The sequence below is a fragment of the Corynebacterium sp. UD i78 genome (assembly GCF_056280545.1).
The window spans coordinates 1,147,250-1,161,158 of the sequence record NZ_JBWCED010000001.1; the positions used below are offsets into that span (position 1 = coordinate 1,147,250).

Sequence of the window (13,909 nt, forward strand, 5' to 3'; positions counted from 1 at the left end):
GTGGAGAACACCGCAGAGAACCTGACTGACACCCGTTACCTCTCCTCACCCGGGGAGGGTCTTCCCCCGCTCGCCGACACCCCGGACGCGGTCGCCGAGGTCGCCGAGGCGCTGGCCGCCGGGTCGGGACCGGTCGCGGTGGACACCGAGCGTGCCTCCGGTTTCCGGTTCGACGACCGGGCCTGGCTGGTGCAGTTGCGGCGCACCGGGGCGGGGACGCACCTGGTGGACCCCGCCGTGGTGCCGGACGCCGGGAAGCTGCTGGCTCCGGTGATGAATGACCTGCCGTGGGTGCTGCACGCCGCGCACACCGACCTGCCGGCGTTGACGACGCTGGGGTGGCGTACTCCCCTGCTCCACGACACGCAGATCGCCGGCCGCCTGCTCGGGTTCGGACAGATCGGCCTGGCCGGGATGCTGGAGGAGCTGCTGGGGGTGACGGTGGCCAAGGACAAGGGCCGTGAGGACTGGTCCACGCGACCGTTGCCGCGGGACATGCTGACCTACGCGGCCCTGGACGTGGAGCTGCTCATCGAACTGCTGTCCACGGCGATGTCCCGCCTGCAGCATCGCAGCGAGGCCGAGGGGCTGGACCGGGTCGGCTGGTACCGGCAGGAATGTGACCATGTCAGTGCGGACTGGTCCCGGCCGGTACAGGTCCCGGACTGGACGCGACTGCGCGGTATCGGTGCGGTGCGTGACCCCCGTGGACTGGAGGTGGCCCGTCGACTCACCGACATCCGTACCGAGGTGGCACGGCACCGTGACACTCCCCCGGAGAAGGTCCTGCAGTCCTCGGTGATCGTGGACATGGCACGCGCGCCGTACCAGGCCGAGGACATGCTGCGGTCCGGCGGACGGGGACGCTCAGGCCGGCGCCCTGCCCCGCGGCTCTCCCGTGAGCTGCAGTCCAGTCTGCTGGCCGGTGTCCGTGACGCCCTGTCGGTGGACGCGGCGGTGCTGCCACCCCGGCCGCGGGCTCCCCAGGGCCGGCCCGACCACCGCACCTGGGCGAGAGACTACCCGGTGGCGGGTCGGCTGGCCACCGGGTTCCGGGCCGCGGTCGATGACCTGGCCGGTCACCTGGACCTGCACCCGTCGGAACTGATCATCTCGGCGTCGGTGCGTTCAGTGGCCTGGGACGCCGCCCAGTTGCTCGAGGCGCCGCATCCCGGGAACCCGTCCGGCTACGACGCGGACCCCGTCGGGTGGGCCGAGGACGCGCTGGGCGATCTGCTCAGCGCGCAGGACTCCCGACCGTGGCAGTCGGACCTGCTGATCCCGGCACTACTGCCCGTGCTGGCCGAAGAGATGCCCGGCCCAGTCGAGGACGCGACGGACGACTGAGGCCTCGTCGAGTCCGTAGCCGGCGAGAACCTCGTCGCGGGTGCCGTGGGTCGGGAAGGTCTGGTCCTGGGCGAGGTAGCGCACCGGGGTGTCGACCTCGGCGGAGACCAGGGCGCGGTGCAGCTGCTGACCGGCCCCACCGTGGACGCCGTTGTCTTCGACGGTGATGACCAGGTCCGCGTCGGCGGCGAGGTCCACGACCGTGCCGGCCACCGGCGTCACCCACACCGGATCGATGAGGGTGACGGCGTAGCCCGTGTCGGTGAGTGCCTCGGCCGCTGCGAAGGACGGGCCGGTCAGGGCACCGTAGTTGACCACGAGGATGCGCGGGTCGGCAGCTGCTTCGGGATCAGGTTCGGCGAGGACGTCGTAGTCCGTGGTCTCCCGTAGCGCCGGTACCGCCGGGGGCAGCGTCCCCTTGGGGAAACGCAGTACGGTCGGCCCGTCGGCTACGGCGACGCAGCGGTCGAGGGCCGCGGTGAGACGGACACCGTCGCGGGGGGCGGCGATCCGGATGCCGGGCACGACGGCAGTGAGCGACAGATCCCACATACCGTTGTGGCTGGGTCCGTCGGGCCCGGTGACACCGGCACGGTCCAGGACGAAGGTGACCGGCAGATGCAGCAGTCCGACATCCGTCAGCAACTGGTCGAAGGCACGGTTGAGGAAGGTGGAGTACAGCGCGACGACCGGATGAAGTCCACCGAGGGCCAGCCCGGCAGCAGAGGTGACGGCATGCTGTTCGGCGATCCCGACATCGAAGATCCGGTCGGGGAACCGCTTACCGAAGCCGGTGAGCCCGGTCGGGTCGGTCATCGCCGCGGTGACCGCGACCAGGTCGTCGCGCTCATCTCCGAGGCGCACGAGCTCGTCGGCGAAGAGGTCGGTCCAGTACCGTGTCGTCGGCTGACGTGGTTCTCCGGTGGCCGGGTCGGTGACGCCGATACAGTGCATCCGGTCGGTGTCGTCGGCCAGCGCCGGAGCGTAGCCGTGCCCCTTCTCGGTCACCGTGTGGACGATTACCGGACCACCGAAGTCCCGTGCCCGGCGCAATGCGTCCTCCAACGCATGGAGGTCATGACCGTCGATCGGGCCGAGGTAGGGGATCCCGAGGTCGCTGAACAGGGACTGCGGGGAAACTTCACCGGTGGGACGGTGACGCAGGCCGTGGAGCAGACGCCGTGACCGGACAGTGGGGGTGCCGCGTCCGACGGTCCGGTCCCGCAGCGCGGCGAGGGTGTGGGCGAGTCCACCGACGGTGGACCCGTAGGAGCGCCCGTTGTCGTTGACGACGATGACCACCGGCCGGTCGACGCCCTCGGCGATGCTGTCCAGCGCCTCCCAGGCCATGCCACCGGTCAGTGCCCCGTCACCGATGACCGCGACGACGCGCCGGTCGGTCTGCCCGGTGCAGGCGAAGGCCTTGGCCAGGCCGTCGGCGTAGGACAGGGACGCCGATCCGTGGGAGGACTCCGTCCAGTCGTGCGGACTCTCGTCACGCGCCGGGTAGCCCGACAGTCCGTCGCGCTGCCGCAGGGAATCGAAGAGGTCCCGGCGCCCGGTGACGATCTTGTGGACGTAGGACTGGTGGCCGGTGTCGAAGATCACCGGATCCCGGGGCGAGGTGAAGACGCGGTGGACCGCCAGGGTCAGTTCGACGACGCCGAGGTTGGGGCCCAGGTGTCCACCGGTGGCGGAGACCTTCTCCACCAGGAAACTGCGGATCTCCGCGGCCAGACGTACCAGTGCCGGCTCGTCGAGGGCCCGCAGGTCCGCCGGCGAGGACACGGTCCCGAGAATCGTCAGGTCAGTCATGGCAGGATCACCCGGACCATCAGCCGGTGACGCGGACGTAGTGGCTGAGAACCTCGACGTGGTGGGTCAGCCCGAAGGCGTCGACGGCGGTCAGCGACACCGGGCGGTACCCGAGGCCGGCCAGGGTCGCGGCATCGCGGGCAGCGGTCGCCGGGTCACAGCCGATGTGGAGGACATGTGCCGGCCGGTGGGCCGCGACCTCCTCGAGGACCCGGTCGCCGGCACCGGTGCGCGGCGGATCGAGCACCACCGCGGACAGGTCCCGGCCCCCGCGGAGCTCGCCGATGTGGCTGGCGACATCCCCGGCGACGAAGCGCACATCCAGGTCGGCGAGCGCCTGCTCTCCGGCAGCGGCGGCGTCGGAGGCCACGTCAACGCAGTCGACCTGGGCGCCGGGTAGTGCCGCCGTCAACGCGGCAGAGAAGACACCCGAACCACCGTAGAGGTCCCAGGCGGTCAGCCGGCCGTCGTCGGACGCGGTGTCTGCGGTGTCTGCGGTGTCTGCCAGCGTCGTGGAGATCCAGTCGCTGTAGACCTCCGGGGCGGCCGCATGGGCCTGCCAGAACGCCTCGACCGGAACAGTCCAGGTCACACCGTTGACCGTGTGGGGCACGGAACCGTCACCACTGAGCACGGTCCGGCGGGTGCGCCGCCGCACCGCCCCGTTGCGGCGTCGGCGGTCGCGGCGTCCCCGGGTGGTCTTCTTCCCGGTCGATTCCTTGACCAGCTCCACGATCGACCGCGCCCCGTCCGAACCGACGGCCACGCAGACCTCCGCGCCCGGGGTGAGCGTGAACGATGCCAGCTCCCCAGCGAGCCCGTCGACCAGCGCCGGTGCCCACTGGGCGCACACCGCGCGCTCGACGGGGACGATCCCGTGACTGCCGGAGCTGCGCAGACCGGCGCGCCCCTCGGCGTCCACCCCCAGCCGGACGCGGGTACGGTACCCGGTGAACGGTGCCAGGGACGTGGCGGTCACCGCCACAGCGGTCAGGTCCAGGTGACCGATCCTGGTGAACTGGTCGACGACGACCTGGCGCTTCCACTCCAGCGACCCCTCGGCATCCACGAAATCGAGGTCACAGCAGCCGGCACCGGCCGCGGCCGCGGCACAGACGGGCGTGACCCGGTGGGCGGAAGGACCGCCGACCGGTGCATCGTCGGCGACCCGACCGGTGAGGAACCTCCGCTTACCGGAGGTCTGCTCGTCAAGGGTGACGGGGACGCCGGTCTCACCGGGCAGTGCCCCGCGGACGAAGACGACCTGCCCGGCACGCTCCCCGGCGTCTTCACCACAGCGCGCGACGGCCGCTCCACCGTGGGCGGGGCCGGCGATGTCCAGAGTCAGGTGATCGGTCACAGTGAATCCTCGTCCGTTGTGTCTGATACCGGCACCGTATGGCGTCCGGTGGATACCGGGGTGGCGTCCTCACCGCGTTCGGCACGACCGGCGGCACGGACCGCCCATACGGTGACCAGGACGACCACCGCGGTCAGGGGCAGTCCCATGAGGATGCGGGTGACGCCGAGGGCGCCGACCGCGTCATCCTGGTTGTAGATCCACTGCTGGACGATGAAGCGGGCGAAGAAGACGACCGCCCACGCCAGCGTGGCCACGGTGTAGGCACGCACGGCGGTGCGGTCGGACCGCCACCGCTGCGGCTCGCCGTTGATGCCGTGCCAGATCAGTCCCACCAGCGGCCAGCGCACCAGGGTCGAGACCGTGAAGACGATGCCGGCGACCAGGGAGTACCAGATACCGTAGGCGAAGTATCCCTTGGCGTCGCCGGTCAGCCACGCGATGACCGCACACAGGCCGACCCCCAGCAGACCGGAGACCGCTGGCATCAGGGTCTCGCGTTGGGCGAGTCGCCACAGGAAGATGACGACCGAGACCGCCACAGCGGCGATGAGGGCGGGACCCAGACCCCACCTCGCGTTGACCGGAACGAGGACGAGCACCGGGATGACCGTGGAGATCATCCCGGACATGCCGCCGAGCTGCTCGAGAATGCTCGGCTCGTCGCGTCCGTCCCGTTCCTCGGGTTCTCCGGTCACTCGGAGCCGCCCATCTGCCGGGCCGCGGTGCCACCGGTGCGGCGACGGGCCTGCTCCGGCTGGACCGGGGTGGCCGGGGCGGACGTCGGCGCCGCCGGCTGCTTCTGCGCCTGCTGCTGAGCGAGGGTGCGCTTGAGCTCGTCGGCCATCGCCTGCGGGATCGCCACCGGCAGGGAGCGGCCGGCCGGAGCCGGCTCGGAACCACGGTTGACGAAGGTCCTGGAGATCACCTCGTAGGCCAGCTCAGCCAGGTCCTCGGCAGACGTCGCCGGGCCCGCCAACGTCATCCGCAGCATCCATCGCGGACCGTCGACACCGATGACCCGGACCACACCGTCCCCGACGACACCGACGAGTTCGACACCCCAGTCATTGTCGCGACGGGTGACCTCCAGGCCGTCACCTTCCATGCTTTCGGCGAAACCGTCGATGTCGGCGGCCCACTGACCACCACTGCGGGGGGCGGCGAAAGCGGCCGGGGTGATCCGGCCGAACGGGGTGAGGATGTGGATCTGACGGGGCCCCTCCTTGCCCATCTCCACCTGCACCTCACCCTTGTGCGGCACCGGGATGAGCATCGACCCCAGATCCAGGCCCCCCTTGGCGAAGTCGGAGAAGTCGAAGTCCTTGTAGTCGACGGAATCCCCGTCGAAGGGGCCGAAGCTCCCGTTGACCGGGTCGTAGGAGGACGCCGCGTCCTGTGCCCGGTCCTGTGTCCAGGTCTCCACGGCAGGCACACCGGCCTCCGGAGCTGTCTCGGCGACCTCGTCGGAGCGCTGCGGCTCCTGCGTCCCGCTCCCGGGGCGGGTGGAGGAGTTCCTGCTCTTACCGAATGGCCACATGGTGGTCGGTCCTTTCCTGGATACTGCTGTATGTGCTTGGTGTGTGCCGGTCAGCGGCCGGTCAGCGGCCGGTGGAACCGTGTCCGCCGGCACCACGGGCCGTGTCACCGAGATCAGCGGGGTCGGTGACCTCCACGACGTCGCAGAGACTGACCTGCTGGACGAGCAGCTGGGCGATCCGGTCTCCCCTGGCGATCTCCACGGACTCACGGGGGTCCAGGTTGATCAGACACACCTTGATCTCCCCACGGTAGTCCGCATCGACGGTGCCGGGGGCGTTCACGATCGACAGTCCCTTCTTCCACGCCAGGCCGCTGCGGGGGTGCACCAGCCCCACCGTGCCCACGGGGAGCGCGACAGCCAGGCCGGTTCCGACCAGGGCTCGCTCTCCGGGGGACAGCGTCAGGGTCTCTGCACTGCAGAGATCGATTCCGGCGTCGGTCGGATGCGCCCGCCGGGGCAGCGGCAGGTCCGGGTCGAGCCGGTGGACGCGCAAAGGATCATCGGGGGTCTCGGTCATGACCCGTAGTCTACCGCCCGGGTATGTCACCCCATACAGGCCGTCTGTGGTCCGCGACCCTCGGCGGGCTACACTGTGTGGTTGTGAACGTCCCCGATCAGACAGGAGATGACGTGGCCCCGGAACCAGCACAGGAGCCTTCCGGCACCAGTTCCCACGGATCCGGGCCCGCGGTCCTCTATTCCGAGCGCCAACCGGTCCCACTGTCCTGGTGGCTCATCGGTATCGGCGTCGCCGCACTCCTCGCCTGGCAGGGCCAGATGAAGCGGGAATGGTACTGGGGTGCCGTCGTCGGCGTCATCGCACTGGCCGCCGTGATCTGGAGCCTGGTGTACGCCTCACGCAACCGCGTCGTCGTCGAACGTGACGAGACCGGCGAGACCTGGCTCCGGGTCGGGGATGCCGCCCTGCCCCGCTCAGCGGTGTCCCGGACCGTACCGGTACCCCCGACCGCGCGTCGTGCTGCGATGGGACGCCAACTTGATCCGGCGGCCTATGTCGTCCACCGGACGTGGATCCCGGCGATGGCGATGTTCGTCCTGGACGACCCGGACGACCCCACTCCCTACTGGTTGGTGTCGACCGGGGAACCCGAGGAGCTCCTCCGCGTGTTCGGCGCCCCGGTCTCCTGACCGGCCCCACTCCGACGCCCCGCGCAGAAGGGCCCCTCCACCGGTGTCGGTGGAGGGGCCCTTCCCGGTTCCCGGGGCCCCTACGCAGCGTCAGGCACAGTCGACGCAGATGTACTCGCCGTTCCCCTCGTCCTCCGCGATGCGGTTGCGGTGCTGGACCAGGAAGCACACCGAACAGGTGAACTCGTCGGTCTGACGGGGGATCACCTCGCCGCTGAGCTCCTCACCGGACAGATCCGCCATCGGGATGTCAAGCGGCTCGACAACTTCTCCGTCGTCGGTGTCGTCGATCTCCGGTTCCGCCTTCTCCGCGGCCTTGAGTCCTTCCAGGGAGTCGGTCTCGATCTCATCTTCCGGACGGGTGCGTGGAGCGTCGTAGTCGGTCGCCATGGTGCTGCCTCCTGAATCCCCGAATAAGGGCATCGTACATGTGCTGTTGTCGTGGAGTGACTCCCGGAGCAGCGCCGGTCAGAACGCGTTCACCGGGGGTTGTCCCGCGCATACTAAATCAGGCGCGGCCTGTTGTCACTTCACCGTCTGACCACCCCCGGTCCACTCCCCCTCACGCATGGTCGACCATCTGCACGGAAACCGTGTGACCTGCCAGTTCACCGGACACCGAGGGGGCTGCCGCGAGTACCCCCACACCATCGTCATATCCGGCGGTGAGAACAGGCATGTGCACCTGCGCGCCGGCCCGTGCGGCGATCAGTGCCCCGGCTGCGTGGTCCCACGGGCCGAGACCGTGCTCGTAGAAGCCGTCGAGCGCCCCGGCGGCGACCGCGCACAGGTCGAGTGCGGCGGAGCCGAGCCGCCGGATATCCCGGATCTTCGGGAGCAGGTCGACCAGCAGAGCCGCCTGCTGCGCACGACGCCCGGCCGAGTAGGAGAACCCGGTCCCCACCAGTGCCTCCGACAAGCCGGCGGGACCGGTGACCGGACCGAGGACGCGGGACCGGTAATCCGCGTCCCCGCCTGCAGCGTCCCCGACACTGTCGGGACCGACCTGAGCGGGACCACCGGCGCATGCCGAGAACACCCGGTGACGGGCAATGTCGGCCACTGCCCCGGCCACCGGTACGCCGTTGACCGTCGCCGCGACACTCACCGAACTCGCCGGGACGCCGTAGATGAAGTTCACGGTGCCGTCGATCGGGTCGACGACCCAGGTCACCGCGTCCTCCCGGAGCGTCCCGCCGTCCTCCTCCCCCAGGATCGCGTCACCCGGCGCCCGGTCGGCGAGGAACCCGCGGATCAGTTCCTCACTGGACCGGTCGACAGCGGTCACCGGATCGACGTCCGAGCTCTTCGTCGCGGCGACGGGCACCCGACCGTCCGGACCGACGATCCCACGTCGGGCCTCACGGACATGGCCGGCGGCCGCGGCGGCGACAGTGACCGCGAGTCGACGCAGGTCCTCCGGGGTTCGACTTCCGAGAACGGAGACGGCGTCCGGACCGGGCGCCTCCGTACCGTCGGCGGTGAGCAGGACATGGGACGGGGAATTCTCTGCAATGGACACGCACCCCATGGTGCCAGCCCTGTCGTCAGTGTCGCCGGATGCACCCGTCGGAACTCCGGTAGCATCTCGGACCATGACGACAGACACGGCAGGCACAACCGGGTTCGGTATCGACATCGGCGGCAGTGGCATCAAGGGGGCGCGCGTCGACATGGACACCGGTGAGTTCATCGGTGACCGGATCAAGATCCTCACCCCGAAACCCGCCACCCCCGAGGCCGTCGCCGACGTCGTCTCCGAGCTCCTCGACCGGGCGGAGTGGAACGGTCCGGTGGGCATCACCGTTCCTGCCGTGGTCCAGAACCAGACGGCCCTGACCGCAGCGAACATCGACCGCTCCTGGATCGGTACCGACTGCGCCGGGCTGTTCTCGCGTCACCTCGCCGTCGACGGTAAGGCCCGTGACGTCGCCGTACTCAACGACGCGGATGCCGCCGGGCTCGCCGAGGCCCGCTACGGCGATCCGCGTGCCCGCGACGGTGCCGTACTGCTGTTGACCTTCGGCACCGGCATCGGTTCGGCGCTGCTGGTCAACGGCACGCTGTACCCCAACACGGAACTCGGCCACCTGTTCTTCCCTGCGATGGACGCCGAGAAGTGGGCGTCCTCCGCCGTCAAGGAGCGTGAGGATCTCAGTTACCGCGAATGGGCACGCAGGGTCGACCGTGTCCTGGAGGAGTACCGCCGGATCCTCAACCCGCAGCGCATCATCGTCGGTGGCGGCGTCTCCCGGAAGTTCGAGAAGTGGGGACCGCACCTGGATGTCGACGCCGAGGTCTTCCCTGCGGTGCTGCGTAACCGAGCCGGAATTGTCGGCGCCGCTGGAGCGGTACGCGACGGTATCCGCCCCTGATCCACCCTGTGTCACCGCCCCCGTAACGGTCCCCCGTTGCGTTTTCCCGCTCTGGGTTATAATAGGGGGTCGATTGCGGTTACATCAGCACTCCGGAATGCACGAGGGGCTCTCCCTCGCCACTGAAGTGCGACCACGTCATTTTTCTGTCCCCGTCCCCGTAAGAAAGGTCTTCCGTGGCGGTCAACACCTCCCCCACCCCCGGCTCCGACAGCGATTCCTCACCGGTACGCAAGGTAGCCAAGAAGACGGCAGCCCGGAAGACTGCCCGGACCAGCGCGCGGAAGGCCGCAACCCCGGCCGCCACCGAAGCACCGGCAGCGACCCCGACAGACACCACTGCTGACGCTGCGCCCGCAACCGCACCGGCGCGCAGGACCGCCGCGAAGAAGACGGCGGCGAAGAAGACCACCGCGCGCAAGACCGCAAAGAAGGCCACCGCCAAGAAGACGGCGGCCAAGAAGACCACCGCGCGCAAGACCGCCGCAAAGGACACCACCTCGGGGGCTGTGGAGGCCGAGCAGACCCGGCGGGGCGCCAAGAAGATGGATGCCGAAGCTTCCGGTGACGCCGAGGACGAGGACATCGACGATCCGGACCATCCCGGTGATTTCGATGATCTCGAGGACGACTTCGATGACATCGACGACAACGACCTGGCTCCCGACGACGACGAGGACGACGACACGGATACCCCGGCTGTCGCGGTCGCCGCAGACGCGGACGACGACGAAGAGACCGACGACGCCGATGAAGATGCGACGACCACCGGTGCGGCCGCGGTAAAGGCTGCCACCGACGGCAGCTTCGTCTGGGACGAGGACGAGTCCGCCGCCCTGCGTCAGGCCCGTAAGGACGCCGAGCTCACCGCGTCGGCGGACTCGGTCCGCGCCTACCTCAAGCAGATCGGCAAGGTGGCCCTGCTCAACGCCGAGCAGGAGGTGTCCCTGGCCAAGCGCATCGAGGCCGGCCTGTACGCCACCTACAAGATGGAGCTGATCAAGGAGTCCGGCGAGAAGGTCTCGCCGATGCAGAAGCGCGACCTGCGCGAGATCGACCGTGACGGCCGCAAGGCGAAGAACCATCTGCTGGAGGCAAACCTCCGACTGGTGGTCTCCCTGGCCAAGCGCTACACCGGCCGTGGCATGGCGTTCCTGGACCTCATCCAGGAGGGCAACCTGGGCCTGATCCGCGCGGTCGAGAAGTTCGACTACACAAAGGGCTACAAGTTCTCGACCTACGCCACCTGGTGGATCCGTCAGGCCATCACCCGCGCGATGGCGGACCAGGCCCGCACCATCCGTATCCCGGTGCACATGGTCGAAGTCATCAACAAGCTCGGACGTATCCAGCGTGAGCTGCTCCAGGACCTGGGCCGCGAGCCCACCCCGGAGGAACTCGCCAAGGAGATGGACATCACCGAGGACAAGGTCCTCGAGATCCAGCAGTACGCCCGTGAGCCCATCTCACTGGACCAGACCATCGGTGACGAGGGCGACAGTCAACTCGGTGACTTCATCGAGGACTCCGAGGCCGTCGTCGCGGTCGACGCGGTGAGCTTCACCCTCCTCCAGGACCAGCTGCAGGATGTCCTGCACACCCTCTCCGAGCGTGAGGCCGGTGTGGTCAAGCTGAGGTTCGGCCTGACCGACGGCATGCCCCGCACCCTCGACGAGATCGGGCAGGTCTACGGGGTGACGCGTGAGCGTATCCGCCAGATCGAGTCGAAGACCATGTCGAAGCTGCGCCACCCGTCCCGCTCCCAGGTGCTGCGCGACTACCTGGACTAGGACCACCGACCGGGACTACCACGGCCAGACCGACGACCCCCGGCCACCTGTGGCCGGGGGTCGTCTCGTGGTGCGTAGTGGACCAGGCGATGGTGATCAGTCGCTGTTGCGCAGGCAGTCGTCCGCCTCGTCGACGGTGGTGGCACCGCAGTCCTGGATCTTGTCGTCGGCGGCGCTGGTGACCAGGCTCGCGGCGGCGAGCGCGAGAACTGCGACGACCACGGCGATCCCCGGATAGGTCCAGCTGATCTCCGGCACACGCACGGCGCGGACCAGGGCGACGAGACCGACGATGAGCACCACCACGGCGATGATGATGCCGAGCACCGGCATGAGCGCCGCCGGAAGTGACATCACGCCGAGGAGCAGTGCGGCCAGTCCCAGTCTGCTCTGACGCTGCGGGGGCTGGGAGGGGTTCTTCGGACGCTGCTGTGCCATGGAGCCCAGCGTAGTCGACGACCCCTGATCACCAGTCCCGGAGGTAGGCGATCCGGTCCTGCAGCTGCTGCGCCGAGCACAGGGCGGTCGGCGGGCCACCGCAGTTGCGCCGCACGTCATTGTGGATCGCCCCGTGAGGCCGTCCGGTCCGCGCGGACTTCGCGGCGACAAGGGTATTGAGTTTCTTTCGCAGGGCAGGCAGTTCCTCACTGGCCACACGGTCACGGTGGTTGCCCGCACCGTCGATGCCGGAGACATCCTCGCCCCGGCGTCGCGCCTCACGCTCCTGCTCCTTGCGGGTGACTTCCTCGCGTGCCCGGGCGTCGAGCTGCTCGGACTGACGGGCACGCAGCAGGGTCTTCATCTGGTCGGCGTCGAGCAGCCCGGGAAGCCCCAGGTAGTCCTGCTCCTCGTCGGAGCCCGCCATCGTGGCCGTACCGTAGGTCGAACCGTCGAAGATGAGACTGTCGAGCTCGGCTTCGGCACCAATGGACTCGTAGCTCTTCTGCTCGTCCGGTTCGGTCTCCTCCCGGTTCGCCTGGACCAGCAGCTCATCGTCCCAGCCCTCGTTCGGGCGGTCGGGCTTGCCGAGGACATGGTTGCGCTGGCGCTCCATGTTGGACGCCAGGTCCAGCAGCACCGGTACGCTGGGCAGGAAGACGCTGGCGGACTCCCCCTTGCGACGGGACCGGACGAAACGACCCACGGCCTGGGCGAAGAACAGCGGTGTCGAGGCCGAGGTCGCGTAGACACCGACGGCCAGGCGGGGCACGTCCACGCCTTCGGAGACCATGCGCACCGCGACCATCCAGAGGTCGGTGCTGTCGGAGAACTGCCTGATCCGGTCACTCGACCCGGCCTCATCGGAGAGCACCACGGTGACCTTGGTGCCGCTGATGCGTTCCAGTATCTTCGCGTAGGCGCGCGCGGTCGTCGTGTCGGTGGCGATGACCAGCCCACCGGCGTCCGGAATGGACTGCCGGAGCTGCAGCAGGCGGGTGTGGGCGCCGGCGAGGACCGCGGGGATCCACTCCCCCTTCGGGTCAAGGGCCGTCTTCCACGCACGGGCGGTCTGCTCGGCGTTGAGCGGCTCGCCGAGGCGTGCCTCGTACTCCTCGCCCGCCGAATCCCGCCACCGGGTGTTGCCGGAGTAGGACATGAAGACGACGGGTCGCACCACGCCGTCGGACAGGGCCTCGGAGTAGCCGTAGGTGTAGTCGGCCTGGGAGACCAGCGCTCCGTCGATCTCCTTGTAGAGGATGAACGGGATAGGTGAATCATCGGACCGGAACGGGGTACCGGTCAGCGCCAGGCGTCGTTCCGCCTGGTCGTAGGCGAAACGCACGCCCTCACCCCAGCTCTTGGCGTCACCGGCATGGTGAATCTCGTCGAGGATCACCAGCGTCTTGCGGGCCGTGGCGACCTGGTAGTGCTTGGTCGGCTTCATACCGACCTGGGCATAGGTCACCACCACGCCGCTGTGGGAGGCGTTGACGGCCGAGGAGTTCGTGAACTCGGCGTCCAACGACATGCCGAGACGTGCCGCCGACGCCGCCCACTGGCTCTTGAGGTGCTCGGTGGGCACGACGATGACGACACGCTCGACGACACGCTGGTCCAGCAGGACGCGGGCCACGGTCAGGGCGAAAGTCGTCTTACCCGCACCCGGGGTCGCCACCGCGAGATAGTCACGAGGTGATGTCTCGAGGTACTTCTTCAGCGCCTCCTGCTGCCAGAGACGGAGCCCGGTGGGCAGGACAGCCGACGTGCCGGAAGGGGCGGCGGTCACTTCTTCCGGAGCCCCTGGTAGATCTGCTCGCAGTCGGGGCAGACCGGGGAGCCCGGCTTGGCCTGCTTGGTCACCGGAAAGGTCTCACCGCACAGTGCGACGACCATCCGGCCGTTCACGGCGGAGTCCACGATCTGGTTCTTCTTGACGTAGTGGAAGAACTTCGGGGTGTCGTCGGAGGTCTGGTCGTCCGTCCGGACGTCGGGGCGCTCAATCGTTGATGTTCCGGGAGTAGTCACGGTAGTCAATCATGCCCCTGCCGCCCGCTCATTTCCACCCGTTCGACCCACCTGACCTACCAAC

General features: G+C 68.9%; 14 protein-coding genes. 4 read left to right on the forward strand and 10 right to left on the reverse strand.

Annotated elements, in window-relative coordinates; translation table 11 throughout:
* A complete protein-coding gene (locus ACZ9GM_RS05445) occupies positions 1–1,347 on the forward strand; it encodes a ribonuclease D (protein ID WP_476037366.1) in 1,347 nt (448 codons plus the stop codon).
* Here ACZ9GM_RS05445 and dxs read toward each other — a convergent pair.
* From dxs to dut, 5 genes are all read right to left on the reverse strand, one after another.
* Complete coding sequence (dxs, locus tag ACZ9GM_RS05450; RefSeq protein WP_476037367.1) at positions 1,288–3,162, reverse strand: 1-deoxy-D-xylulose-5-phosphate synthase; 1,875 nt, start codon at positions 3,160–3,162, stop codon at positions 1,288–1,290. The two genes, ACZ9GM_RS05445 and dxs, sit on opposite strands and share 60 nt — an antisense overlap.
* Before the next feature lie 19 nt (positions 3,163–3,181).
* Positions 3,182–4,522, reverse strand: a complete 1,341-nt coding sequence (locus tag ACZ9GM_RS05455) for a class I SAM-dependent RNA methyltransferase (protein WP_476037368.1) — start codon at positions 4,520–4,522, stop codon at positions 3,182–3,184.
* The gene (locus ACZ9GM_RS05460) at positions 4,519–5,220 is read right to left on the reverse strand and encodes a DUF3159 domain-containing protein (RefSeq protein WP_476037369.1); all 702 of its coding nucleotides are present in this window, start codon (positions 5,218–5,220) and stop codon (positions 4,519–4,521) included. The genes ACZ9GM_RS05455 and ACZ9GM_RS05460 overlap by 4 nt, the downstream gene beginning before the upstream one ends.
* Positions 5,217–6,062, reverse strand: a complete 846-nt coding sequence (locus tag ACZ9GM_RS05465; RefSeq protein WP_291474609.1) for a DUF3710 domain-containing protein — start codon at positions 6,060–6,062, stop codon at positions 5,217–5,219. Before ACZ9GM_RS05465 ends, ACZ9GM_RS05460 begins: the two co-directional genes overlap by 4 nt.
* A 61-nt stretch (positions 6,063–6,123) precedes the next feature.
* Positions 6,124–6,582 (reverse strand): dUTP diphosphatase, encoded by a 459-nt coding sequence (dut, locus tag ACZ9GM_RS05470; protein WP_291474610.1) that lies wholly within the window; start codon positions 6,580–6,582, stop codon positions 6,124–6,126.
* Between the two features lie 23 nt (positions 6,583–6,605).
* On the opposite strand from dut, the gene ACZ9GM_RS05475 reads away from it, so the two are divergent.
* Positions 6,606–7,214: a DUF3093 domain-containing protein gene (locus ACZ9GM_RS05475; RefSeq protein WP_291474611.1), complete on the forward strand. Its 609-nt coding sequence runs from the start codon at positions 6,606–6,608 to the stop codon at positions 7,212–7,214.
* Between the two features lie 90 nt (positions 7,215–7,304).
* Here the strand turns inward: ACZ9GM_RS05475 and ACZ9GM_RS05480 are convergent, their stop codons facing one another.
* Together ACZ9GM_RS05480 and ACZ9GM_RS05485 are read right to left on the reverse strand one after the other, a co-directional pair.
* On the reverse strand, positions 7,305–7,604 hold the full coding sequence (locus ACZ9GM_RS05480) for a DUF4193 domain-containing protein (RefSeq protein ID WP_291474612.1): 300 nt from the start codon (positions 7,602–7,604) through the stop codon (positions 7,305–7,307).
* A 172-nt stretch (positions 7,605–7,776) separates the two neighbouring features.
* Entirely contained in the window at positions 7,777–8,745 is a 969-nt protein-coding gene (locus ACZ9GM_RS05485) for an inositol monophosphatase family protein (RefSeq protein WP_291474613.1), read from the reverse strand.
* A 64-nt stretch (positions 8,746–8,809) separates the two neighbouring features.
* Here ACZ9GM_RS05485 and ppgK point away from each other — a divergent pair, with 64 nt between their 5' ends.
* Both ppgK and ACZ9GM_RS05495 read left to right on the forward strand, forming a co-directional pair.
* Positions 8,810–9,589, forward strand: a complete 780-nt coding sequence (ppgK, locus tag ACZ9GM_RS05490) for a polyphosphate--glucose phosphotransferase (RefSeq protein WP_291474614.1) — start codon at positions 8,810–8,812, stop codon at positions 9,587–9,589.
* 176 nt (positions 9,590–9,765) lie between these two features.
* Positions 9,766–11,379 (forward strand): RNA polymerase sigma factor, encoded by a 1,614-nt coding sequence (locus ACZ9GM_RS05495; protein WP_291474615.1) that lies wholly within the window; start codon positions 9,766–9,768, stop codon positions 11,377–11,379.
* Positions 11,380–11,475: 96 nt separating this feature from the next.
* Here the strand turns inward: ACZ9GM_RS05495 and ACZ9GM_RS05500 are convergent, their stop codons facing one another.
* The 3 genes from ACZ9GM_RS05500 to ACZ9GM_RS05510 are packed head-to-tail and all read right to left on the reverse strand — an operon-like array spanning position 11,476 to position 13,845.
* Positions 11,476–11,817 (reverse strand): hypothetical protein, encoded by a 342-nt coding sequence (locus ACZ9GM_RS05500; protein ID WP_291474616.1) that lies wholly within the window; start codon positions 11,815–11,817, stop codon positions 11,476–11,478.
* A gap of 28 nt (positions 11,818–11,845) precedes the next feature.
* Positions 11,846–13,606, reverse strand: coding sequence for a DEAD/DEAH box helicase (locus ACZ9GM_RS05505; protein WP_476037370.1), 1,761 nt, complete (start codon positions 13,604–13,606; stop codon positions 11,846–11,848).
* The gene (locus ACZ9GM_RS05510) at positions 13,603–13,845 is read right to left on the reverse strand and encodes a DUF3039 domain-containing protein (protein WP_291474617.1); all 243 of its coding nucleotides are present in this window, start codon (positions 13,843–13,845) and stop codon (positions 13,603–13,605) included. Before ACZ9GM_RS05510 ends, ACZ9GM_RS05505 begins: the two co-directional genes overlap by 4 nt.
* Between the last annotated feature and the right edge of the window lie 64 nt (positions 13,846–13,909).

Coding starts and splice junctions, on each gene's coding strand:
- dxs (WP_476037367.1), bottom strand. CDS start 3,162: ATGACTGACCTGACGATTCTCGGGACCGTGTCCTCGCCGGCGGACCTG.
- ACZ9GM_RS05465 (WP_291474609.1), bottom strand. CDS start 6,062: ATGTGGCCATTCGGTAAGAGCAGGAACTCCTCCACCCGCCCCGGGAGC.
- dut (WP_291474610.1), bottom strand. CDS start 6,582: ATGACCGAGACCCCCGATGATCCTTTGCGCGTCCACCGGCTCGACCCG.
- ACZ9GM_RS05475 (WP_291474611.1), top strand. CDS start 6,606: ATGTCACCCCATACAGGCCGTCTGTGGTCCGCGACCCTCGGCGGGCTA.
- ACZ9GM_RS05480 (WP_291474612.1), bottom strand. CDS start 7,604: ATGGCGACCGACTACGACGCTCCACGCACCCGTCCGGAAGATGAGATC.
- ACZ9GM_RS05485 (WP_291474613.1), bottom strand. CDS start 8,745: ATGGGGTGCGTGTCCATTGCAGAGAATTCCCCGTCCCATGTCCTGCTC.
- ppgK (WP_291474614.1), top strand. CDS start 8,810: ATGACGACAGACACGGCAGGCACAACCGGGTTCGGTATCGACATCGGC.
- ACZ9GM_RS05500 (WP_291474616.1), bottom strand. CDS start 11,817: ATGGCACAGCAGCGTCCGAAGAACCCCTCCCAGCCCCCGCAGCGTCAG.